The organism is Vibrio sp. 9-16B-A1 (assembly GCF_056726165.1).
The window spans coordinates 1-21,237 of record NZ_JBSDZD010000019.1 but is presented as its reverse complement, the minus strand read 5'-3'; the positions used below and the strand labels follow the sequence as shown (position 1 = coordinate 21,237).

The 21,237-nt window shown below is 54.5% G+C and carries 23 protein-coding genes; 11 read left to right on the top strand and 12 right to left on the bottom strand.

Annotated features, from left to right (window positions below; genetic code table 11):
* The first annotated feature begins 57 nt into the window (after nt 1-57).
* Nucleotides 58-936 carry an acyltransferase gene (locus tag ACVB80_RS22050; protein ID WP_481083449.1) on the top strand — a complete coding sequence of 293 codons (879 nt, stop codon included), beginning with the start codon at nt 58-60 and terminating at the stop codon, nt 934-936.
* Between the two features lie 62 nt (nt 937-998).
* On the opposite strand, the gene ACVB80_RS22045 is transcribed toward ACVB80_RS22050, so the two are convergent.
* The 4 genes from ACVB80_RS22045 to ACVB80_RS22030 all read right to left on the bottom strand — a co-directional run bounded on the left by ACVB80_RS22045 (nt 999) and on the right by ACVB80_RS22030 (nt 4,504).
* Nucleotides 999-1,589 (bottom strand): thiol:disulfide interchange protein DsbA/DsbL, encoded by a 591-nt coding sequence (locus ACVB80_RS22045; RefSeq protein WP_481083448.1) that lies wholly within the window; start codon nt 1,587-1,589, stop codon nt 999-1,001.
* A gap of 27 nt (nt 1,590-1,616) precedes the next feature.
* A complete protein-coding gene (locus tag ACVB80_RS22040) occupies nt 1,617-2,603 on the bottom strand; it encodes a serine/threonine protein kinase (RefSeq protein WP_481083447.1) in 987 nt (328 codons plus the stop codon).
* 36 nt (nt 2,604-2,639) lie between these two features.
* The gene (ccoG, locus tag ACVB80_RS22035) at nt 2,640-4,058 is read right to left on the bottom strand and encodes a cytochrome c oxidase accessory protein CcoG (RefSeq protein WP_481083446.1); all 1,419 of its coding nucleotides are present in this window, start codon (nt 4,056-4,058) and stop codon (nt 2,640-2,642) included.
* Between the two features lie 179 nt (nt 4,059-4,237).
* On the bottom strand, nt 4,238-4,504 hold the full coding sequence (locus ACVB80_RS22030) for a YihD family protein (RefSeq protein ID WP_481083445.1): 267 nt from the start codon (nt 4,502-4,504) through the stop codon (nt 4,238-4,240).
* 618 nt (nt 4,505-5,122) lie between these two features.
* Here ACVB80_RS22030 and ACVB80_RS22025 point away from each other — a divergent pair.
* Together ACVB80_RS22025 and trhA are read left to right on the top strand one after the other, a co-directional pair.
* Complete coding sequence (locus ACVB80_RS22025; protein ID WP_481083444.1) at nt 5,123-5,926, top strand: sporulation protein; 804 nt, start codon at nt 5,123-5,125, stop codon at nt 5,924-5,926.
* A gap of 56 nt (nt 5,927-5,982) precedes the next feature.
* Complete coding sequence (trhA, locus tag ACVB80_RS22020) at nt 5,983-6,630, top strand: PAQR family membrane homeostasis protein TrhA (protein ID WP_481083443.1); 648 nt, start codon at nt 5,983-5,985, stop codon at nt 6,628-6,630.
* Here trhA and ACVB80_RS22015 read toward each other — a convergent pair.
* Genes ACVB80_RS22015 through def form a run of 5 tightly spaced genes read right to left on the bottom strand, consistent with a single transcriptional unit; the run spans nt 6,627 to nt 12,310 of the window.
* Nucleotides 6,627-8,072 (bottom strand): TrkH family potassium uptake protein, encoded by a 1,446-nt coding sequence (locus ACVB80_RS22015; RefSeq protein ID WP_481083442.1) that lies wholly within the window; start codon nt 8,070-8,072, stop codon nt 6,627-6,629. The two genes, trhA and ACVB80_RS22015, sit on opposite strands and share 4 nt — an antisense overlap.
* 59 nt (nt 8,073-8,131) lie before the next feature.
* Nucleotides 8,132-9,508 carry a Trk system potassium transporter TrkA gene (trkA, locus tag ACVB80_RS22010; RefSeq protein WP_481083441.1) on the bottom strand — a complete coding sequence of 459 codons (1,377 nt, stop codon included), beginning with the start codon at nt 9,506-9,508 and terminating at the stop codon, nt 8,132-8,134.
* Nucleotides 9,509-9,541: 33 nt separating this feature from the next.
* Nucleotides 9,542-10,825 (bottom strand): 16S rRNA (cytosine(967)-C(5))-methyltransferase RsmB, encoded by a 1,284-nt coding sequence (gene rsmB, locus ACVB80_RS22005; protein ID WP_481083440.1) that lies wholly within the window; start codon nt 10,823-10,825, stop codon nt 9,542-9,544.
* Entirely contained in the window at nt 10,825-11,784 is a 960-nt protein-coding gene (gene fmt, locus ACVB80_RS22000) for a methionyl-tRNA formyltransferase (protein ID WP_481083439.1), read from the bottom strand. The genes rsmB and fmt overlap by 1 nt, the downstream gene beginning before the upstream one ends.
* A gap of 13 nt (nt 11,785-11,797) precedes the next feature.
* Complete coding sequence (def, locus tag ACVB80_RS21995) at nt 11,798-12,310, bottom strand: peptide deformylase (protein ID WP_481083438.1); 513 nt, start codon at nt 12,308-12,310, stop codon at nt 11,798-11,800.
* Between the two features lie 117 nt (nt 12,311-12,427).
* Between def and ACVB80_RS21990 the strand changes: the two genes are divergently transcribed.
* The 4 genes from ACVB80_RS21990 to ACVB80_RS21975 are packed head-to-tail and all read left to right on the top strand — an operon-like array spanning nt 12,428 to nt 15,560.
* Entirely contained in the window at nt 12,428-13,420 is a 993-nt protein-coding gene (locus tag ACVB80_RS21990; protein WP_481083437.1) for a LysM peptidoglycan-binding domain-containing protein, read from the top strand.
* The gene (gene dprA / locus ACVB80_RS21985; RefSeq protein ID WP_481083436.1) at nt 13,417-14,514 is read left to right on the top strand and encodes a DNA-processing protein DprA; all 1,098 of its coding nucleotides are present in this window, start codon (nt 13,417-13,419) and stop codon (nt 14,512-14,514) included. The genes ACVB80_RS21990 and dprA overlap by 4 nt, the downstream gene beginning before the upstream one ends.
* Nucleotides 14,515-14,516: 2 nt before the next feature.
* A complete protein-coding gene (locus tag ACVB80_RS21980) occupies nt 14,517-14,990 on the top strand; it encodes a DUF494 family protein (protein WP_481083435.1) in 474 nt (157 codons plus the stop codon).
* Nucleotides 14,991-15,560 carry a DNA topoisomerase family protein gene (locus tag ACVB80_RS21975; protein ID WP_481083434.1) on the top strand — a complete coding sequence of 190 codons (570 nt, stop codon included), beginning with the start codon at nt 14,991-14,993 and terminating at the stop codon, nt 15,558-15,560.
* Nucleotides 15,561-15,622: 62 nt separating this feature from the next.
* On the opposite strand, the gene ACVB80_RS21970 is transcribed toward ACVB80_RS21975, so the two are convergent.
* Both ACVB80_RS21970 and purE read right to left on the bottom strand, forming a co-directional pair.
* Entirely contained in the window at nt 15,623-16,735 is a 1,113-nt protein-coding gene (locus tag ACVB80_RS21970; protein WP_481083433.1) for a 5-(carboxyamino)imidazole ribonucleotide synthase, read from the bottom strand.
* A gap of 5 nt (nt 16,736-16,740) precedes the next feature.
* On the bottom strand, nt 16,741-17,226 hold the full coding sequence (purE, locus tag ACVB80_RS21965) for a 5-(carboxyamino)imidazole ribonucleotide mutase (RefSeq protein WP_481083432.1): 486 nt from the start codon (nt 17,224-17,226) through the stop codon (nt 16,741-16,743).
* Between the two features lie 193 nt (nt 17,227-17,419).
* Here purE and tsaC point away from each other — a divergent pair, with 193 nt between their 5' ends.
* From tsaC to ACVB80_RS21945, 4 genes are all read left to right on the top strand, one after another.
* Nucleotides 17,420-17,977, top strand: a complete 558-nt coding sequence (tsaC, locus tag ACVB80_RS21960) for an L-threonylcarbamoyladenylate synthase type 1 TsaC (protein ID WP_481083431.1) — start codon at nt 17,420-17,422, stop codon at nt 17,975-17,977.
* Nucleotides 17,978-18,034: 57 nt separating this feature from the next.
* Entirely contained in the window at nt 18,035-18,949 is a 915-nt protein-coding gene (gene hemF, locus ACVB80_RS21955; RefSeq protein ID WP_481083430.1) for an oxygen-dependent coproporphyrinogen oxidase, read from the top strand.
* Between the two features lie 72 nt (nt 18,950-19,021).
* On the top strand, nt 19,022-19,855 hold the full coding sequence (aroE, locus tag ACVB80_RS21950) for a shikimate dehydrogenase (protein WP_481083429.1): 834 nt from the start codon (nt 19,022-19,024) through the stop codon (nt 19,853-19,855).
* Nucleotides 19,856-20,119, top strand: a complete 264-nt coding sequence (locus tag ACVB80_RS21945) for a DUF1488 family protein (RefSeq protein WP_481083428.1) — start codon at nt 19,856-19,858, stop codon at nt 20,117-20,119.
* On the opposite strand, the gene ACVB80_RS21940 is transcribed toward ACVB80_RS21945, so the two are convergent.
* On the bottom strand, nt 20,112-20,660 hold the full coding sequence (locus ACVB80_RS21940; RefSeq protein ID WP_481083427.1) for a gamma carbonic anhydrase family protein: 549 nt from the start codon (nt 20,658-20,660) through the stop codon (nt 20,112-20,114). The genes ACVB80_RS21945 and ACVB80_RS21940 overlap by 8 nt on opposite strands.
* Nucleotides 20,661-21,237: the final 577 nt, after the last annotated feature.

Sequence of the window (21,237 nt, the reverse complement as noted above, 5' to 3'; positions counted from 1 at the left end):
TACAATAATACACCGTTTTATATATAGTCTTGTTTATCCGGTAATTTTTACAGAGTTATGTTTGCTTATCCTCTTCTGATCATTAACGTTTTTCTGGTTATCTTTAACTCTGCGCTCTGCTCGGTGCCTATCGTGATCCTGGCGCTGTTTAAGCTGCTTCTGCCGTTTGCACCGGTGCAGCATCAGATCTCCCGGATGGCGAACTGGTTTATGTGGCTGTGGGCGACGCTGAATACCTGGGTGCTGCGGGCCTCTAACCGGGTCGAGTGGAACATCGAAGGTGGTGAGTCGCTGAAAAAAGACGGCTGGTACCTGATGATCAGTAACCACCTGAGCTGGACCGATATCGTGGTGCTGTGCACCGTGTTTAAAGACCGTATCCCGATGCCCAAGTTTTTCCTTAAGCAGTCGCTGCTGTATGTCCCGTTTGTCGGTATGGCCTGCTGGGCGCTGGATATGCCGTTTATGCGCCGGTATTCGCGTGAGTACCTGATCCGCAATCCGCACAAGCGCGGTAAGGACCTGGAAACCACCCGCCGCTCGTGTGAGAAGTTCCGCCATATCCCGACAACAGTGGTGAACTATGTGGAAGGCACCCGTTTTACCACAGAGAAGCACGCCAAATCCCGTGCTCAGTATCAGCATCTGTTGTCCCCTAAGTCCGGCGGTATTGCCTACACCCTGGCGGCGATGGGTGAGCAGTTTGATTCGATAGTGGATGTGACCCTGGCCTACCCGGATAACCGTGAGAAGCCGTTCAAAGATATTCTGATGGGAAGAATGACCCGGATTGAAGTCCATATCCGCACCATCGAAATGAGCGAAGAGGTGCAGGGGGATTACTTCAATGACAAGCCCTACAAGCGTCAGTTCCAGCACTGGCTGGGTGAGGTATGGCAGCAAAAAGACCTGCTGCTGGCTAAAATTTACAAATAAGCAAAGTAAAACAGGGAGCCACCGGCTCCCTGTTTTGCATTTGAAGGTATTGCTTCAGTGCGTTACTTCTTCAGCAGGTAGTGCACCAGTGCGAAGTACTCTTCTGCTGATTTGGCCTGAACCAGGTACTTGTTGTTCACTATGGTTGCCGGTACACCGCGCAGGCCGAAATCTGAGAACTGTTTGTCAAAACGGCGCACCATGGAGTCGACCATAAAGCTGTTGAACACGCCGTCATACTTGCCGCCGTCGATACCGTGGTCAACAAACAGCTGACGCAGCTCCTGGTTGTTACGTGGCGGGTTACGCTGGTCCTGAATGCGTTCGAACAGCACCGGTACCATCTTGTCTTCCACTTTCAGCATCAGCATGGTCGCGTATGCTTTGCTCAGTGACGGGCCCATTTCGCCGCCCATAAAAGAGACGTGCGCTTTCTCGAACTTCACGTTTGATGGCAGCTGGGTTTTAAGCTGCTTAACCAGTGGCTCGTATGAATAACAGTGTGGGCAGTAGAAAGAGAAAAACTCGGTTACCATTGGGGTGGCGGATTTCTGGCTGTCCAGCACCTGGTAGTTTTCTCCTTCGGTAAAATTGGCTGCCTGAGCGCCCAGGCTTACCGCCAGAGTCGCAAACAGTGCGATCAGTTTTTTCATTTTATTATTCTCCTCGAATGTCTCTGGTTACCACTGCGGACTGAGGCAAAGTGGTGCTTCCTGCAGGGCGGCTATCTGCTCTTTGAATGCCAGTACCTGACCTTCCCAGTATTTGGCATCCGCAAACCACGGGAAGGCGACCGGAAAGGCCGGATCATCCCAGCGTTTAGCCAGCCACGCCATGTAATGTACCATTCTCAGACCGCGCAGGGGCTCGATTAGTTTCAATTCTGCGCTGTTGAAATCACAAAATTCCTCATAGGCTTCCAGAATCGTATCCAGCTGAGCCAGTTTGTCGTGGCGTTCACCGCTCAGCAGCATCCAGATATCCTGTACTGCCGGGCCATTACGTGCGTCATCCAGGTCGACAAACATAGGTCCGTCACGCCACAGAATGTTGCCCGGGTGGCAGTCGCCGTGCAGCCGGATGATGTTTTGCTTCGCCGGCCACTGCTGTTCGATGGCACCGATCAGCAGGTCCAGGTCGTTAAAGAAGGCATTCTCCAGGTGCATTGGCAGCATGGTGCTGTTTTGCAGCAGGCGGCGCGGCGCGTGCAGGTACTCTTCTGTTTCCATGGTTGGCCGGTGTTTAAAAGTGCGCTGCTGGCCCACTTTGTGGATCCGGCCGAGGAAGCGGCCAACGCCTTCTAGCTGGTCAAAGTTATCCACTTCAAACTGACGCCCGCCCACGCTGGCGAACAGGGCAAACAGATAGCCCTGGTACTGGTGCAGGGTGGCGCCGTTAATACGCAGCGGCGGCGCAACAGGAATTTCCTGGTCGATCAGCTCAAGGGCAAAATCGTGCTCTTCCTGGATCTGCTCCCGGCTCCAGCGCTCCGGACGATAGAACTTCACCACATAGCGCTGACGCTCTTCATCGGTGAACTGGTAAACGCGGTTTTCGTAGCTGTTGAGGGGCAGAAAGCCGGACTCAGCGCGGATGCCGATGCTCTCAAGGGCATACCACATAAAATCCGGGGTCAGGGTGGAAAAATGAAAAGCTTGGTCAGACATGCAACTTAAAAGGGCTCATTGCTGAGCCCTTTCCATTCAGAGTTGGTTGATGAAGCGGCTTTCCACTTCAAGGGTAAACTGGTCACTGCCCCTGAGTATAAACCGAATTTTTGTTACCGGGGAGCTGAGATTATCCGGTTCCACCCCAAGGGTCATCGGCAGGCTGAGTACTTCACCGGGCTGTACCTGGGCCTGTTGCGGTCCGTACCAGGTTACCCCGCTCAGACCGGTTACCGACAGGGTATAGGTCTGCGGCTGCTGGGTTTTATTAATCAGCTTGAGCGTGTAGGTGTTTTCAATTTGCCCTGAGCTGTTGACCTTGTAGAGCTGGTTACGGTCACGCAGTACACTCATGCCAGCCGGTTCAACGCTGGCCAGCTGGAACAGAAACAGGCCCAGCATCGCCAGCAGGACAGCGCCGTAGCCGAGCAGTTTGGGCCGCATCACTTTGGTGTGTTGACCGGAGAGGCGGTGTTCAGTGGTGTAGCTGATCAGGTTTTTCTGATAGCCCATCCGTTCCATGGTGGTGTTACATACATCGATACAGGCACCGCAGTTGATGCATTCGTACTGCAGGCCGTCACGGATATCGATACCGGTCGGGCAGACCTGAACGCACAGGTCACAGTCGATACAGTCACCCAGTTCCATTTTCGCCGGGTCGGCTTTACGTGAACGTGGGCCGCGCTGCTCACCCCGGGCGGTATCGTAGCCGACGATATAGGTGTCTTTATCAAACATCGCCGACTGGAAGCGGGCATAAGGACACATGTGGATACAGACGATAGAGCGCATCCAGCCTGCGTTGGCATAGGTACAGAAAGTGAAAAACAGCACCCAGAAACCAGGCCAGAAACCGGTGTTAAAGGTGAAGGTATCAACCACCAGCTCTCTGACCGGAATAAAGTAGCCGACAAAGGTCAGCCCGGTCAGCAGTGAAATGGCCAGCCAGGCGAGGTGTTTAAGCGCTTTTCTTCCCGCAAGTTTGGCACTGAGCGGCCCGGAGTCCTGCTTGCGCCTTTTGTTGGCCGGGCCTTCGAGCTTCTCTTCAAACCAGACAAACATAAAGGTCCATACGGTTTGCGGACACAGATAACCACACCAGATCCGTCCAAGAAAGGTGGTGATAAAGAACAGCGCGAAGGCGGCGATCATAAACAGCAGTGCCAGCAGGGTCAGGTCCTGCGGATACAGCGTGGTGCCGAAGAAGTTAAACTGCTGGTGGCCGATATCGAGCAGAATCGCCTGGCGGTCACCATAAGGGATCCAGGGAGCCAGGCCAAACAGGCCGAGCAGAAACCAGCTGCCGTAGCGGCGCAGCTTCTGAAAGGTGCCTTTGCTCTCCCGGATATAGATTCGGTTACCGGGATTAAAACGGTCTTTTTTACCTTTGTGGGTTTTGGGGTTAAACGTCCCGGGTGTGACGTCTTTGACAGGGATCTTGTCCTGACTCATGCTGCTAATCCTTTTGGCGGCTTTCTGTTTTGGTGATTCAGGCTGACATTGCCACCGGGTAAGTATATAGCAGGTAACAATTTAATTTCTTTGATGCTGCCAGAGTTTGGCGAAATTGTTACGCGAAGGTATAAAAAAAGCGGCCAGTGATCTGGCCGCTTTGTCTGGTTCGGGTGGGATTATTTGATGATCCCACGCGCTTTAAGCAGCGCCGTTTTGAAGTCGTCTTCCTGATCTTTGGCCAGGCCCGGGATCATTTCATCTTTTTGGCTGTTACGCATCTTGAGGTGGTAGATCAGCACATCATCGGTCAGATCTTCCAGCTTGCCGTCATAACCGGCTTCGCCAGCCAGTTTGAGGATGAACTCAATCAGGTTCAGATCCGGGTCTTTTTGCCATTCTGGATGGATAAGCTCGATCAGCTCATTCACGCGGTGACATTTCATAACTTACTCCTGGGAAATATTTCTTTAATAATATTTTGATTTTATTGTGTGAGACTCTGAGTTGAGCAGTCAGAGTTATTGCTTGCTGGCTAAATTATCAAATAAGCGGGCAATAAAAAAGCGCAGTTTGAAGACCGCGCTTTTTAGTTATGCCGCTTTGATGGACTGGTCCTGGGCTGGGCTGGTCAGAGCTTTGCGTTGTACCAGAGACATCTGAGGCGCTGCTTTGTTAGCAACCGGAGCAGCGACAGTGCTGCAACGGCGGCGAGACGCGCTCGCACGATTGTAACTAAACCTGACAGTAGTTGGGCGCATATATCTACCTAACAGTCAGGCATTTCCATTGCCAATTTTCATGGCCTAATTATTTTTTGAGATGTCATCTCGTTTCTGGCTGCTGCCAATCCAATCCAAATAATTAGGGATCAGGACAGGGGACCTGCCCACGAAAAAAAGAATAACATTTAATCACTGTCCGGGCGAGTGAGTCTGCGCATTTTTTGTCGGTTTTTTCAGCAATTTCGACGGCGCTAAAACATTGCACAGGAATATTAAGGCAGATTAATATGGTCAGCAGGCAGACGGAGTTTTCACCGCTGAGATTTCAAAGGAGGGGTTATGTCTTTTTTTAAGAAAACGCTGGCCAGTTTTGGCATTGGCAGCGCCAGGGTCGATACCGTGCTGGCGCAGGAAGTCCTTAATCCCGGAGGGCAGCTGAAAGCCACGATCCATGTTTATGGTGGCGCAGCGGATCAGGAGATCGACAACATCGATCTTAAGCTGTGCTGTCAGTATGTTGAAGAAGTGGTGGTGGATCGTGATAACCACAGCAGCGGTGGCCGAAAGGAGCGCCAGAAACGCACTTATGTGCTTGATTCATGGAAACTGCCTTACGCTTTTACCATTGAGTCCGGTGCTCAGCGAGACTTTGAGGTGGAGCTGGATGTGCCGTGGAACACCCCGGTGACAATCGGCGATGCCAAAGTGTGGCTGGAAACCGGGCTGGACATCAAACTGGCGCTGGATCCTGCCGATAAAGATATTCTGACTGTGCGCCCGGATCCCCTGATGGACGGGATCTTCAGCGCGCTGGAAGAGCAGGGGCTGAGGATCCGTCAGGTTGAGTGTGAAGCGGCGGATGGCTTTGAACTGCCGTTTGTGCAGGAGTTTGAGTTTGTGCCGACCACCGGCCCGTATCACGGCGTGTGGCGTGAGCTGGAAATCGTTGCTTACCGCGATGAAGAGCACCTCAACCTCTGGTTTGAGATAGACAGGCAGAAGAAAGGCCTGTCCGGCCTGCTGGCGAGCTTCCTTGGCAGCGGTGAACTGAAACGCAGGCTGGCACTGCCACTGGGCCTGTCCGGTGAAGAGGCGGGTAAACAGGTGATTGACTACCTCAACCAGACCACCAATTTTAGCTGACACCTGTACGCTGAATATGACATACTGGAGTTCATACTCTAAAACCGGAGGCCAGTATGTCATCGCCTGCATCCTATACCCAAAAAGAAGAACTGTTTAACAGCCTGACCCACGCGCTGGGTATCGTGATGGGTATCGTTGGGCTGGTCCTGCTGCTGGTGAAATCCGTCGATCTGCACGCCGATACCATGACCATCACCAGCATGAGCATCTATGGTGCCAGCGTGATCGTACTGTTTCTGGCCTCGACCCTTTACCACGCCATTCCTCACCCCAAAGCCAAACGTTTTTTGAAAACCTTTGACCACTGTGCGATCTATCTGCTGATCGCCGGCAGCTATACCCCGTTTCTGCTGGTCAGCCTGCGCACGCCGCTGGCCTATGGACTGATGATAGTGATCTGGTCGATTGCGCTGGTGGGAATACTGCTCAAGGTGGCGTTTGTCTATCGCTTTAAGCGTTTATCCCTGCTGAGTTATCTGATGATGGGCTGGTTGTCCCTGATTGTGATTTATCAGCTGGCACTGAATCTGGATGTGGGCGGATTAACCTTGCTGGCCGCAGGCGGGATCATCTATTCGCTGGGTGTGGTGTTCTATGTGAATAAGCGCATCCCGTTTAACCATGCCATCTGGCATGGCTTTGTTCTGGCAGGATGCGCCTGTCATTTTCTGGCGGTGTACTACTTCGTGCTGCCGGTTTAACGGCGCCAGAAAGCCGGGAAGAGCAGCACCAGAATCGTCAGGATTTCCAGACGACCCATCAGCATACCGATACTCAGCAGCCATTTGGCGGCATCCGGCAGCGGGGCAAAGTTGCCGGTCGGGCCGATCACATCACCCATCCCGGGTCCCACGTTAGCCACCGCGGTCACTGAACCGGAAATACTGGTAACCGGATCCAGTCCCATCGCACTCAGCAGTCCGGCAATCACGATAATGGTGATAAAGAACGTCAGGGCAAATGCCACTACCGAGCGGACGATGTCATCGTTCACCGGGCGCTGATTGTACTTCTGTACAAAGATGCCTGACGGGTGAACCAGCTTAAGCATCTGCTTGTTAAGCAGGGTAAAGGCAATCTGGAAGCGGAATACCTTGATGCCCCCCGCGGTAGAACCGGAGCAGCCACCGGCCAGCATAATGAAGGCAAAGATCACCGTCGGCAGTGCGCCCCAGGCGGTAAAGTCTTCCAGGCCGTAACCCGTGGTGGTTACCACAGAGATAATGTTAAACAGCGAAACCCGCAGCGCATCGATAAAAGCGTAGCCGTTGTGGTAGGTCAGCCACAGCGCCACCACCAGACCCGTTACGCCCACCAGGTATGTGTAGCCCCTGATCTGGGCATCTTTCCACAGGTTACCGGGTTTGCGCTTTCTCAGCGCGGTGACAAACAGCAGGAACGGCATCCCGCCCAGGAACATAAACAGGGTGCCCACCCAGTGTGCGCCGTTGGAGAAGTGGTTCATCGAGCCATCGGAGGTGGAGTAGCCACCGGTGGAAAGGGTGGTAAACGCGTGGTTGATGGCGTCAAACAGGTTCATCCCGGTCAGCATATAGCCGATGATGCACAGCAGGGTCAGGGTCAGATAGACGTTGACGATGTTGGTCGCGACGTTTTTCATCCGTGGCGAGCTTTTATCAGACCAGTCGGAAGACTCGGTCTGGAACAGGCGCATACCACCAACGTTAAGCATCGGCAGAATGGCTACCCCCATCACGATAAAGCCGATCCCGCCCAGCCACTGCAGAATGGAGCGCCACAGCAGAATGCTCGGGGCCATGTCATCCAGCCCGCTCAGCACCGTCGAGCCAGTGGTGGTAATACCAGACATGGTCTCAAAGTAGGCGTCAGTAAAGCTGATGTGGTTGATAAACACAAACGGCAGCGCGGCAAAGGCGCTGGCGATGGTCCACACCAGTGAGGTGATCAGGAACATATCCCGCACCCCGAGGCGGAACTCAGCCGTACGGCCGATACTCAGGCAGACAAAGGCCACGCTGTGCAGGATGATGACCGATTTACCGAATTCCAGAAAACCGGAGGTCCCGGTGAAGAAGGCCACCAGGGTTGGCACGTACATAAACAGTGCCAGTTTGGATAAAACTAACCCAATGACAAACAAGATCGGACGAAAATTCACCATGCTGTTTACCACCACGCAATATTGCAACTGACCCCGCCAGGGCGGGGCGGGGTTGGTTATTAAAGGAAGAAAGGACTCGGCTGGAACAGGCGTTCCACGTCAGGCACGTATTTTTTGTCGACCAGGAACATCACCACGTGGTCATCCTGCTCGATAACGGTGCGGTCATGGGCGATCAGCACCTCTTCGCCACGTACGATGGCACCAATGGTGGTGCCCGGTGGCAGTTTAATGTCTCCGACCGCACGGCCAACCACTTTGGAGGTGGTTTCATCGCCGTGGGCAATCGCTTCGATTGCTTCTGCTGCGCCGCGGCGCAGTGAGGAGACGTTAACGATGTCTGCCCGGCGGACGTGGGTCAGCAGTGCAGAGATGGTTGCCTGCTGAGGAGAGATAGCCACGTCAATTACTCCGCCCTGAACCAGGTCAACGTACGCGCCGCGCTGGATAAGCACCATGGCTTTCTTGGCACCCATACGCTTAGCCAGCATCGCCGACATGATGTTGGTTTCATCTTCGTTGGTGAGGGCGATAAACACATCTACCTGGTCGATGTTCTCTTCCATCAGCAGCTCCTGATCGGCTGCATCACCACAGAAGACGATGGTGTTTTCCAGCTCTTCAGACAGCTTTTCAGCCCGTTCGATGCTGCGTTCGATCAGTTTAACGCTGTACTGGCTCTCCAGTCGTTTGGCCAGACCGGCACCGATGTTACCACCACCGACGATCATGATACGGCGGTATGGTTTTTCCAGTCTCTGCAGTTCACTCATCACCGAGCGGATATGATTGCTGGCCGCGACGAAGAAGACCTCATCATCGGCTTCGATAATGGTGGTGCCCTGCGGACGGATAGGACGGCCCTGACGGAAAATCGCGGCAACCCGGGTATCGATATGCGGCATGTGTTCGCGCAGTGTCGACAGGGCGTTACCGACCAGCGGACCACCGTAGTAGGCTTTTACCGCTACCAGGCTGACCTTCTGCTCGGCAAAGCTCACTACCTGCAGCGCGCCTGGGTACTGGATCAGGCGTTCGATGTAGCTGGTCACCAGCTCTTCAGGGGCGATCAGGTGATCGACCGGGACAGCGCCGGACTGAAACAGCTCTTCTTTGTGCGCCAGGTACTCGTGAGAGCGGATACGGGCGATCCGGTTTGGCGTGTTGAACAGGGTGAACGCGACCTGGCAGGCCGCCATATTGGTTTCGTCGGCGTTGGTTACCGCAACCAGCATGTCGGCATCCTGCGCACCGGCTTCCTGAAGGGTATCCGGGTGGCTGGCATAGCCATTGACGACCCGCAGGTCGTATTTGTCCTGCAGTTCGCGCAGGCGGTCACTGTCGCGGTCGACAACGGTAATGTCGTTGTTTTCACCGACCAGGTTTTCAGCCAGTGTGCCGCCCACCTGGCCGGCACCCAATATGATGATTTTCATCGTTCACCTGTTTGTTCAGTTAGCTCTGTATGCTTAGTTCTGCTTGCGCAGCTCAGCGTAGTAGAAGCCATCCATATCTTCTTCACCCGGCAGGATCTGACGGCCTGGGTTGTCGCGCTCTGAGCCGAGCAGCTCAGCATTTGCAGTGCGCTCAAGGAAAGCTTTTACCTGCTCAGCGTTTTCCTGCGGCGTGACGGAGCAGGTCGCGTAGACCAGGGTACCGCCAGGCTTGAGTTCACGCCACATGGCATCCAATATTTCACTCTGCAGTGCGGCCAGGGCATCAATATCGTCCCGGCGGCGCAGCCATTTGATGTCCGGGTGACGGCGGATAACACCGGTCGCCGAACATGGCGCATCAAGCAGGATACGGTCAAACTGACCACCCTGCCACCACTGGCCAGGTTCACGCGCATCGCCACAGATCACTTCGGCTTTCAGATTCAGACGCTGCAGGTTGTCGTGTACCCGCTTCAGGCGGCTGTCGTCACAGTCAATCGCGACGACTTCAGCTTGGTTGTTGGTGCGCTCAAGAACATGCGCGGTCTTACCGCCAGGCGCAGCGCAGCAGTCCAGGATCAGCTCGCCCGGCTGCGGTTTCAGGTATTCCACTGACAGCTGAGCCGCCGCATCCTGAACCGATACCCAGCCTTTATCAAAGCCAGGCAGGGAGTGTACATCCACCGGAGCGGCCAACTTTAGCCCATCTGCCGCCTGGGAGTGCGCCAGGCTATCAATGTTTTCATTTTTGAGCAGAGCCTGATACGCATCGCGGTCGTGGTGCTGGCTGTTTACCCGCAGCCACATTGGCGCTTTACGGTTGTTGGCTTCCACCACAGACTCCCACTGCTCAGGGTAGGCCTCTTTCAGCAGCTTCAGCAGCCAGCCCGGGTGTCCGTATTTACCGGCGTCATGAGACACCGCCTGCTCGTCGAGTTGTTCTTGGTTGCGCTGATAGTTACGCAGCACTGCGTTAATCAGGCCGCGCAGACGCGGGCCTTTGAGCGCTTTGGTGCCTTCAACGGTTTCGCCCACCGCGGCGTGAGCCGGGATGCGCATAAAGCTGAGCTGGTAGATGCCCACCAGGATCAGGTGGTGGAACACACGCTGCTTGCCGCGCAGCGGTTTGTCCATCAGTTCACCGGCGATCGACTCCAGACGCGGCAGGTAGCGCAGGGCGCCGTAGCAGATCTCCTGCAGCAGCGCGTGGTCACGCGGTTTGATTTGTTGCTGGGCTGCAGGCAGGGCGTTAGACAGGGACTGACCCTGGTCTACCACCTGGAACAGCACTTTGGCGGCTGCGGCACGAACGTTCATCACTTATCCTGTTTTAGCGGAAGCTGGCTGCCGGCTTCGAACCAGTCAGCGCGTGAGTTAAGAATATCCTGTACCGGCATGGCTTTCTTGCCAGGCACCTGAAGCTGTTCCAGCACCAGGGTGCCTTTGCCGGTCGCCACATAAATACCGGTTTTGTCAGCGCGGACGATGGTACCGGCTGCAGCGTCAGAGTCTGCTTCCACACGGCTCTGCCACACTTTGACGTTCTGCCCGGCCACTTCGAAGAAGCTCATCGGCCACGGATTAAACGCGCGTACGCAGCGTTCGATGTGCTCTGCTTCGTCCTGCCAGTCGATCAGCGCTTCGTCTTTGCTCAGCTTTTTGGCGTAGTTGGCCAGTTCATCGTCCTGCTTCTCTGCAACGGCTTTGCCGGATGCGATATCGGCCAGGCACTCAACCAGTGCTTCCGGGCCCAGCTCTGCCAGCTTGTCGTACATGCTGGCACTGGTGTCAGTTGCTTCGATTGGGGTGGTGGCGATCTTAAGCATGTCACCGGTATCCAGACCAATGTCCATCTGCATAATGGTTACGCCCGTTTCTGCATCACCAGCCCAGATAGAGCGCTGGATCGGCGCAGCACCACGCCAGCGTGGCAGGATTGAACCGTGTACGTTGATACAGCCAAGACGCGGGGTATCGAGTACCGCCTGAGGCAGCAGCATGCCGTAAGCCACTACTACCATGATGTCGGCGTTCAGCTCAGCCAGTTCTTTCTGAGCCTCTTCGGTTTTCAGGCTCTCTGGCTGGAAAACAGGAATGCTGTGCTCCAGCGCCAGCTCTTTTACCGGGCTGGCGGTGAGTTTTTTGCCGCGGCCTGCCGGACGATCCGGGTTAGTGTAGGCGGCGATTACTTCGTGCTCCGAAGACAACAACGCCGCCATATGGCGGGCGGCGAAGTCCGGAGTACCTGCAAAGACAATGCGTAATGACTGGCTCAAGGTAACCTCGTTTTTATTGGTTCTTTTCGTTGAAGCGTTTGATTTTTTCCAGCTTCTCTTTGATGCGCTTGCGCTTCAGCGGAGACAGGTAGTCAACGAACAGCTTGCCTTCCAGGTGGTCAAGCTCATGCTGAACACAGATAGCCAGCAGGTCGTCGGCTTCAAAGCTGTACTCTTCACCGTCGCGGTTCAGTGCTTTCACTGATACTTCGTGTGCGCGTGGCACCAGCGCGCGGGCGCCAGGTACAGACAGGCAGCCTTCTTCGATGCCGTCTTCACCACGTTTTTCGGTGATCTCCGGGTTGATCAGAACCATAGGTTCATCACGGGTCTCAGAGATGTCGATTACCACGATACGCTGGTGAATATCTACCTGGGTTGCCGCCAGGCCGATACCTTCTTCGGCGTACATGGTTTCCAGCATGTCATCGACAATGGTTTGGATTTCCGGGGTGATTTTTTCGACCGGTTTCGCAACGGTACGCAGGCGCTCATCCGGGAAAGTTAATACTTGTAATACAGACATATACACTCTAAATGTTGAACTGTGCCGAACTGGCTTTAAGCTGATTGGCTCAATTCTAGACATTTTACACCCCAAATGACAGCATTCTCGGGCAATCTCATGGTCTGGAGCGGTGTAATGACAAGGAATTTGAGCAAAGTAAGCCGGCTGATTGGAGTCAGTTTAGCATGCCTGGGTGGATTTGGTATTGCGTGGGCGGGAGACGTGCCGGTCAGGAGCAGCGCTCCCTCTGTTTATACGGTAGTTAAAGGTGACACCCTGTGGGATATCTCAGGCCTTTACCTTGAATCACCCTGGCGCTGGCCCGAACTGTGGGAAGCCAACCCGGAAATCCTCAATCCTCATCTTATCTATCCCGGTGACCGTATTCTGCTGAGCTGGCGTGACGGCAAACCCACCCTGCATCTGGAGCGCGCCGGCAGTAACCCGTCTGCACTGACCACTGTTGACCCCTCCCGATGGAAACAGCTGCTTAATCAGGACCTGCTGATGAACAGGGCTGAGCTTGCTTCCATTCCCCGGGTTATTGAACCGCTGGACGGGCGCCACTTCTATTCCGGTGATCAGCCGGTCAGGGTGAAGGGTATGTTGTCTGATCAGCTGTGGGGCATCTATCGTCAGGGACAGGCTTTTGAGCGCGAAAGTGATGAACAGCAGGTGGTGGTACTTAAACTGGTGGCCCGGGCCAGTGTCAGTGAGCTGAATAAGAGCGGCACCCTGCTTGAACTGAAGGCTGCGCGGCAGGAAGTTCGCCCCGGAGACCTGCTGTTACCTTTGGATAAAGCGCCTCAGGACTATCAGGCCAGCTTTACCCCACAACCGGCCGCAGCAAAGAGTATGGCCCGTCTGCTGGCTAACCTGAGTGAAACCCGCTACAGCCAGTCCGGCGATGTGGTAGTGATCGACCAGGGCGCTGAGGATGGTATCGCCCAGGGGCAGGTGTTTGCGGTGCGTGACAAAGCCAGTAACGGTCAGGCGCACTACCCGCAATTGGGTGAAGTGATGGTGCTGAGAGCCTACGGGCATTTCAGTCTGGCTCAGGTCACCCGGGCTCAGGCACCGATCAGTACCGGCTCAGTGCTGACCGCACCTGAATCAGCAGAAAAATGAGCATTGACCGGCTTGGCGCCTGGCTGAGGCTCAGCCAGGTTAAAGGGCTTGGTCCGGTAAAAATCGCCCGTCTGGCTGGCCGTTATGGCATGCATACCGTCGCCGGTGCGGGTCTTACCCAGCTTTGTTCTATGGGGTTGTCTGAGGACCAGGCCCGTCAGGCGCTCGACCATGACAGTATCAGCGACTCACTTCGCTGGCTCGAACAAAGCGATACTCATCATATTATTACCTCCGATGACGAACGTTATCCGCCTCTGCTGCGTGAAGTTCCTGCCGCGCCGCCGGTGTTGTATGTCAAAGGCGAACCGGCGGTACTGAGCCAGCCCCAGATCGCGCTGGTGGGCAGCCGCCATGCCACGCCGGATGGCCTGCAAAATGCGTTCACTTTTTCCCGTGACCTGGCTGGCCGCGGGCTGACCATCACCAGTGGTCTGGCGCTCGGGGTCGACGGACGTGCCCACCGCGGCGCACTGGAAGCGGGCGGGTTTACTGTCGGCGTGCTCGGCTGTGGTCTGGGGCGGGTCTATCCGGCCAGGCACAAATCGCTGGCAGACCAGGTTTCCGCCAGCGGCGCACTGGTTTCTGAGCTGCCACCTTCCACGCCACCCAAAGCCACCTTCTTTCCCCGCCGTAACCGGATCATCAGTGGTCTCTCTGCCGGGGTGCTGGTGGTGGAGGCTGCCGAGAAGAGCGGCTCGCTGATCACCGCCCGTTTTGCCCTTGAACAGGGGCGGGAGGTATTTGCCCTGCCCGGCCCGCTCCATTCCCCCCAGAGCCGGGGCAGTAACCGGCTTATCCGTGAAGGCGCAACCCTGGTTCAGTCCAGCCGGCAGATCCTCGATGAGGTCGAATCCCTGCTGACATGGTCAATATCCCAACAGACATCTATATTTGAATCAGAAGCTGAGCCGGAACAATTGCCATTTCCACAACTTCTGGCTAACGTAGGTTTTGAGGCAACGCCTGTTGATATTCTTGCTCAGCGCACCCATATACCTGTGCATGAAGTCATGACGCAACTCCTCGAGCTTGAGCTCGCAGGGCATGTTGTTGCAGTACCTGGTGGCTATATTCGAAAGGGGAGGGGCTAGCTATGATGGATATTCTTATGTATCTGTTTGAAACCTATATCCATAGCGATGCAGAGTTGATGGTAAATCAGGACGAGCTGGAAGACGAACTCAAACGTGCCGGCTTTCATCAGGACGAGATCTACAAAGCTCTGAATTGGTTAGAAGAACTGGCCGCGTTGCAGCAGACGGATGCCACATCCGCGATTGCGACCAGCGCCGCGACCTCAACCCGTATTTATACAGAGAAAGAGTGCCTGCGTATCGACGTGGAGTGCCGGGGCTTTTTGATGTTCCTGGAGCAGATCAATTTGCTCACCACAGATACCCGTGAGATGGTGATTGACCGGGTAATGGGGCTGGAGACTCAGGATTTCCAGCTGGATGACCTGAAGTGGATCGTGTTGTTGGTGCTGTTTAATGTACCGGGCAACGAAAATGCGTACACCCAGATGGAAGAGCTGCTGTACACCACAGAAACCGGAGTGTTGCACTAATTGAGCGGCAAGATTGACCACAGCCTTTTTTCAGCTCACGAGCATGCGCTTGAGCAGCGGGACTGCCCGCAGTGCAGTGGGAAGCTGGTTCTGAAACACGGTAAACACGGCCCGTTTCTGGGCTGTGACCACTATCCTGAATGCGACTATATCCGTCCCCTGCATCAGAATGATGGCCATATCATCAAAGCACTGGGTGTGGCCTGTCCTGAATGTGGTCAGGAGCTGGTGCTGCGCCAGGGGCGCTACGGCATGTTTATCGGCTGCAGCGGCTTTCCTGAGTGTCACCATATTGAGTCGATGGATAAGCCGGAGCCTGAGCAGGAGAGCAACCATGTTGCCTGCCCTGAATGTGGCAAAGGCCAGCTGGTGGAACGTAAATCCCGCTATGGCAAAACCTTTTACGCCTGTGATCAGTACCCTAAGTGTAAGTTTGCCCTCAATGCAAAGCCGGTTCGCGGCCGCTGTGAAGAGTGTGGCTATATGCTGCTGATGGAAAAGAAAACCGCGGGCGGGTTAAAAGTGGTGTGTGCCAGCCGCAAGTGCCAGCATCCCCAGTCGGGACAATAAGTATTAAAGAGTATTAAAAAAGGCGCCTGATTGAAGGGCGCCTTTTTAGTCTGTGTGTGCTGTCAGCGTGGCAGGGCAGGGAATGCCACCGGGTCAAGGATTTGTCCCAGCTTAACCAGCTCCTGCTCCAGCTGCTGCTGGCTGTCAGCGCAGACATTGATGTGACCCATCTTACGGCCCGGACGCTTCTCTTTGCCATACCAGTGAACATGACAGCTCTGCATCGTCATCACTTCTGCCGGCAGCTGATCTTCGCCCAGAATGTTCACCATGCAGGTCGGACGCAGCAGGCGGGTATCGCCCAGAGGCAGACCGCACACCGCACGCAGGTGGTTTTCAAACTGACATACCGCCGCACCCTGCTGGCTCCAGTGGCCGGAGTTGTGTACCCGCGGTGCAATTTCGTTGACCAACAGGTCGCCTTTCACATCGAAAAACTCCAGCGCCAGCACGCCCGCGTAATCCAGGCTTTCGGCAACCGCAGTAAACATCTGCTTCGCCTGCTCCTGCAGGGCTGGTTCTTCAATCGCAGTCGACAGGCTCAGTACGCCGTTGGTGTGGACGTTTTCTGCCAGCGGGTAAACTGCCACTTCGCCATTTTTGCCACGGGCACCAACCAGCGATACTTCACGGCAGAATGGCACAAACTCTTCGGCTACGATCGCCTGAGTTGGTGTGGCAGCAATGCACTCTGCCATCTCCGGCCAGATTGCATCAGCGTCTGCTGCATCTTTCAGCCGCCACTGACCTTTGCCGTCATAGCCGCCCAGCGCGCTTTTCAGCACCATAGGAACGCCGACTTTTTCAATCGCATGGTCAAAGTCTTCGCGGGTTTCGATCACCGCGTATTTGGCATTGCGTACACCGGCGTTATCCAGCAGTGCTTTTTCAATCCGGCGGTCACCGCCGGCTTTGATGGCGTCTGTGGTTGGCAGGAACTTACCGCTCTGCTCACATACGTCGAGTACCGGATGGGGAATGTGCTCAAATTCAGCGGTGATCACGTCAGCGCTGTCGATGGCGCTCTGAAGACCGTGACTGATCACCTGCTGAGTCAGCGGGTGGACAATGTTTTCACTGCCCACATCAAACGCTGAGACAGAGATGTTGAGTGGTGCGCCTGCAAGCGACATCATGCGGGCAAGCTGACCCGCGCCAAGTACCAGCACTTGCATGGTTATCAGTCCTCTGCCGGGTTTGGGTTGGCCAGAACGGTTTCGGTTTGCTCGTTGCGGAACGCTTCTACCTTCGCCATGACCGCTTCATCAGAAGTACCGATGATCTGCGCCGCCAGGATACCCGCGTTGGCTGCACCCGCTTCACCGATGGCCAGAGTACCTACCGCGATACCTTTTGGCATCTGTACGATAGAGAGCAGGGAATCCATACCTTTCAGCGCGCGGGACTGAACCGGCACACCCAGTACAGGGACGCTGGTGAAAGCGGCTGCCATACCAGGCAGGTGAGCTGCACCACCGGCACCGGCGATGATCACTTTAATGCCACGCTCTTTGGCGCTGTTAGCGTAGTCGGCCAGAAGTTGTGGGGTGCGGTGAGCAGAAACAACTTTTGTTTCATATTCCACGCCAAACTGATCCAGCATATCTGCTGCAAGTTTCATGGTTGGCCAGTCTGATTTCGAACCCATGATGATACCGACTTTCATCTCAAACTCCTTCAAGCGTTTAAATTGGGTGAGGTGATATTTTGCGCGCATTATACGGGGATTTCCTGGTAAGGAAAACGTTTGCGTCATCAATGAAGGTGTTTTCGATACATTTTATAAATAAATAGCTTTGGGCAGCACCAGAATTAGTTTGTACACTTTGGCTAAACAGTCAGATTACAGGAACAGAGACGTGGAGAATTTTGACGCAGCGTTGCAGGCGCTGAAACAGGGTGAAGTCATTGCTTACCCAACCGAAGGGGTGTTTGGGGTGGGTTGCGATCCTGACTCTCCGGCCGCCGTAGAGAAGCTGTTGGATGTGAAACAGCGCCCGGTGGAAAAAGGGCTGATCCTGATCGCCGGTGATTATCAGCAGCTGCTGCCTTATATCGATGAGAGTCAGCTGACCGCGACTCAGCTGGAGACGGTGCAGGCCAGCTGGCCGGGCCCGGTGACCTGGATTATGCCGGCAAGCGAGAGGGTATCCCGCTGGGTATCGGGTCAGTTTGATACCATCGCTGTCCGGGTGACTGACCACCCGCTGGTGCAGGAGATTTGTGCGGCATTTGGTAAGCCGATCACCTCAACCAGCGCGAACCTGACCGGTCAGCCACCGTGCATGAACAATGACGAAGTGAGACAGCAACTGGGCCACACCGGAGTGGTACTGCTGGAAGGAGAAACCGGCGGACGTGATAAGCCGAGTGAAATCCGTGATGCCAAAACCGGCCAGGTGCTGCGTCAGGGCTAGCATCCCGGGCTGAAAAGACTTAAAAAGGATGGAAACGATAAATAATAAGGAAAAGTCATGTCAGCCATAGATAAAGAGTCGGTAAAGCAGTATTTGCTCCGGCTGCAGGATCAGATTTGTCATCAGCTTGAACAGGCCGACGGCCGGGCAGTTTTTGCGGAAGATGCCTGGCAGAGGGAGCCGGGAGAGCGCCTGAGTGGCGGAGGCCGCACCCGGGTCATGAAAGACGGTGATGTCTTCGAACAGGGTGGGGTGAACTTCTCCCACGTACAGGGAAAGGAGATGCCTGCTTCTGCAACGGCTCACCGCCCGGAACTGGCCGGACGCAGGTTTGAAGCCATGGGGGTCTCTCTGGTGATGCACCCCAAAAATCCCTATGTGCCTACTTCCCACGCCAATGTGCGCTTTTTTATTGCAGAAAAAGAGGGAGAAGAGCCGATCTGGTGGTTTGGCGGCGGATTCGACCTGACCCCCTTCTACCCGTTTGAGCAGGATTGCCAGCACTGGCACGATACGGCCCGTCAGCTGTGTATGCCATTTGGAGAAGAGGTTTACCCGGAACACAAAGCCTGGTGTGACCGCTACTTCTATCTCCCGCACAGGGAAGAGACCCGCGGTGTGGGCGGCCTCTTCTTTGATGATCTCAACCAGTGGGGCTTTGAGCGCTGTTTTGACTATATAAAAGCGGTGGGTGAGGGATACACCCGGGCTTACATACCGATCGTAGAGCGGCGTAAAGATACCGCTTATGGTGAGCGTCAGCGTGAGTTTCAGCTCTATCGCCGCGGACGTTATGTCGAGTTTAATCTGGTGCTGGACAGGGGCACCCTGTTTGGCCTGCAGACCGGCGGCCGAACCGAATCGATTCTGATGTCTATGCCTCCGCTGGCCCGCTGGGAGTATCGTTACCAGCCCATCGCAGGAAGTGAAGAAGCCAGGCTGGCTGCTTATCTTCATCCCCGCGACTGGTAAGGGTTTTTTCATCTTTCAGATAGTGATAGGGTCAGGTGTATTGACCCTGTTTTATTTGGAGTTGGCAAGGAAATGGCCCATCAGTCAGATAAGTACGCTGTGTTCGGTAATCCTATCGGGCACAGTAAATCCCCGTTTATTCATACCCTGTTTGCCAGACAGACCAATCAGAACCTGACCTATACCGCAGAGACTGCGCCGCCGGATGAGTTTGCCAAGGCAGCACAGCGCTTCTTCGAACAGGGTGGTAAAGGGTGTAATGTGACTGTCCCGTTTAAAGAGCAGGCATACCAGTTTGCAGGCCGTCTGACAGAACGTGCCAGGATGGCGGGCGCGGTGAACACCCTTAAAAAGCTCGATGACGGCGAGATCATTGGTGATAATACCGATGGTGCCGGCCTGGTGCAGGACCTGCTTAACCAGCAGGTGGTGCTGGAAGGCGCCAGAATTCTCCTGATTGGTGCTGGTGGTGCCGCTCGTGGCGTTATCCAGCCGCTGCTGGAGCAAAAACCTGCTCAGCTGGTGGTGACCAACCGGACCTTCAGCAAAGCGCAGCAACTCGCTGAGCTTTTCGCCGGCCTCGGGCCGGTTGAGGCGGTTGAGATGGCATTGCTGAATGAGGGCTTTGATGTGGTGATTAACTCCACTTCAGCAAGCCTGAGCGGAGAGCTTCCTGCCATCAGTGCTGAAATCTTCAACCCTGCAACGGTCAGCTATGACATGATGTATGGTAAAGGCCAGACCTGCTTTAACCAGTGGGCGCTGGATAATGGGGTGGCCAAGGCATATGACGGATTGGGTATGCTGGTTGGTCAGGCCGCTGAGAGCTTTATGCTGTGGCGTGGACTTCGCCCTGGTACCAAACAAATCCTGCGTGAGCTGCGCAAAAACCTGGAAGGACTGTAAATGAACCAATCAATACTGTTTCCCGATATGCAGAGCTGGGATGAAGAGCGTCAGCTGGTCAGCTTCCCGGCCCAGCAATCCGGTGCGTTGATCAGTTGCGTGGTCAGCCGTGACAAGCTGTCCCGGCTGAGTGGTAAAGAAGTAGAAAACGGCCAGCAGGCTCTTGCTATTTTTGAGCAGTACCGCTTCGATCTGGAAGAGCTTGCTGAAGAGTATATAGAAGAAGAGACATTCAACGCTGAAGGAGAGGCGGAGATCAGCTGATCACCACCACCTGGCTCAGGTAGTCATTTTTGTTCTCTACATAATTATCGGCTGACTTCTTCAGAAAGGCGCGTTCCTGCTCTTTTAGCGGGCGCGCCTGTTTTACCGGGCTGCCTACATAGAGGTATCCGGACTGCAGTACTTTGCCTGGTGGTACCAGACTGCCCGCACCTATCATGACATCTTCTTCTATTACTGCCCCATCGAGTACGATACTGCCCATTCCTACCAGCACTCTGTCTCTGATAGTGCAGCCGTGCAGCATGACTTTGTGGCCGATGGTCACATCATTACCAATAATAAGAGGGTAGCCGTCCGGGTTGTCCGTATTTTTGTGGGTGACGTGCAGTACGCTGCCATCCTGGACATTGGTCCGCTGACCTATCTTTATATAGTTAACATCCCCGCGAGCTGCTACCAGCGGCCAGATGCTGGCGTCATCACCAATTTCAATGTCGCCAACCAGCACAGCGCTGCTGTCGACATAAACCCGGTTGCCGATTTGGGGAGTTATTCCTTTGTAGCTGCGTATCGAAGTCATCTTTTCTCCTGCTTAAAAGCCAAAACAGACGGTTTACAGGGGAAAATACCAGTAAAAACGGCCTGCTTTGAATAGAAAATATCCAAACAGTAAAAAAATCAAAAAAAACTGAGAAAAGGCCTTGCCAACGTGACGCCGATCTCTATAATGCCACCTCGCTGACACGGGAACGCTTCAATAGAAACGGGAACGGAACAGCAGGTCACTTAGCCAGGCACTGAGCCTGAAAAAAGTTTTGAAAAAAGTGGTTGACACTAAAACTTAACTCGCTAAAATGGCCGTCCGCTTTGAGAGAGACTTCAAAGCAAAGCTCTTTAACAATATAAACCTATCAATCTGTGTGGGCACTCGTTGATGATAATCACTAGCTTCTTAGGAAGCAAAATGGTTTCAATGATACGAAGTGACCATTGAGTCTTCGGACTCAGCACAGTCAATTCAAACATTACTTATGTAATGTTCAGTATTCATTGAGCCGACAAAATCTTAAATTGAAGAGTTTGATCATGGCTCAGATTGAACGCTGGCGGCAGGCCTAACACATGCAAGTCGAGCGGCAGCGACATAAACAATCCTT

Excerpts from the sequence above, each read along its gene's own strand:
- dprA (WP_481083436.1), top strand. The coding sequence starts at position 13,417 with ATGAGCATTGACCGGCTTGGCGCCTGGCTGAGGCTCAGCCAGGTTAAA.
- ACVB80_RS21990 (WP_481083437.1), top strand. The coding sequence starts at position 12,428 with ATGACAAGGAATTTGAGCAAAGTAAGCCGGCTGATTGGAGTCAGTTTA.
- ACVB80_RS21980 (WP_481083435.1), top strand. The coding sequence starts at position 14,517 with ATGATGGATATTCTTATGTATCTGTTTGAAACCTATATCCATAGCGAT.
- purE (WP_481083432.1), bottom strand. The coding sequence starts at position 17,226 with ATGAAAGTCGGTATCATCATGGGTTCGAAATCAGACTGGCCAACCATG.
- ACVB80_RS21970 (WP_481083433.1), bottom strand. The coding sequence starts at position 16,735 with ATGCAAGTGCTGGTACTTGGCGCGGGTCAGCTTGCCCGCATGATGTCG.
- aroE (WP_481083429.1), top strand. The coding sequence starts at position 19,022 with ATGGCCCATCAGTCAGATAAGTACGCTGTGTTCGGTAATCCTATCGGG.
- trhA (WP_481083443.1), top strand. The coding sequence starts at position 5,983 with ATGTCATCGCCTGCATCCTATACCCAAAAAGAAGAACTGTTTAACAGC.
- hemF (WP_481083430.1), top strand. The coding sequence starts at position 18,035 with ATGTCAGCCATAGATAAAGAGTCGGTAAAGCAGTATTTGCTCCGGCTG.
- ACVB80_RS21945 (WP_481083428.1), top strand. The coding sequence starts at position 19,856 with ATGAACCAATCAATACTGTTTCCCGATATGCAGAGCTGGGATGAAGAG.
- ACVB80_RS22040 (WP_481083447.1), bottom strand. The coding sequence starts at position 2,603 with ATGTCTGACCAAGCTTTTCATTTTTCCACCCTGACCCCGGATTTTATG.
- ACVB80_RS22015 (WP_481083442.1), bottom strand. The coding sequence starts at position 8,072 with ATGGTGAATTTTCGTCCGATCTTGTTTGTCATTGGGTTAGTTTTATCC.
- ACVB80_RS22050 (WP_481083449.1), top strand. The coding sequence starts at position 58 with ATGTTTGCTTATCCTCTTCTGATCATTAACGTTTTTCTGGTTATCTTT.
- ACVB80_RS21940 (WP_481083427.1), bottom strand. The coding sequence starts at position 20,660 with ATGACTTCGATACGCAGCTACAAAGGAATAACTCCCCAAATCGGCAAC.
- ACVB80_RS22030 (WP_481083445.1), bottom strand. The coding sequence starts at position 4,504 with ATGAAATGTCACCGCGTGAATGAGCTGATCGAGCTTATCCATCCAGAA.
- ACVB80_RS22025 (WP_481083444.1), top strand. The coding sequence starts at position 5,123 with ATGTCTTTTTTTAAGAAAACGCTGGCCAGTTTTGGCATTGGCAGCGCC.
- ccoG (WP_481083446.1), bottom strand. The coding sequence starts at position 4,058 with ATGAGTCAGGACAAGATCCCTGTCAAAGACGTCACACCCGGGACGTTT.
- rsmB (WP_481083440.1), bottom strand. The coding sequence starts at position 10,825 with ATGAACGTTCGTGCCGCAGCCGCCAAAGTGCTGTTCCAGGTGGTAGAC.
- def (WP_481083438.1), bottom strand. The coding sequence starts at position 12,310 with ATGTCTGTATTACAAGTATTAACTTTCCCGGATGAGCGCCTGCGTACC.
- ACVB80_RS22045 (WP_481083448.1), bottom strand. The coding sequence starts at position 1,589 with ATGAAAAAACTGATCGCACTGTTTGCGACTCTGGCGGTAAGCCTGGGC.
- trkA (WP_481083441.1), bottom strand. The coding sequence starts at position 9,508 with ATGAAAATCATCATATTGGGTGCCGGCCAGGTGGGCGGCACACTGGCT.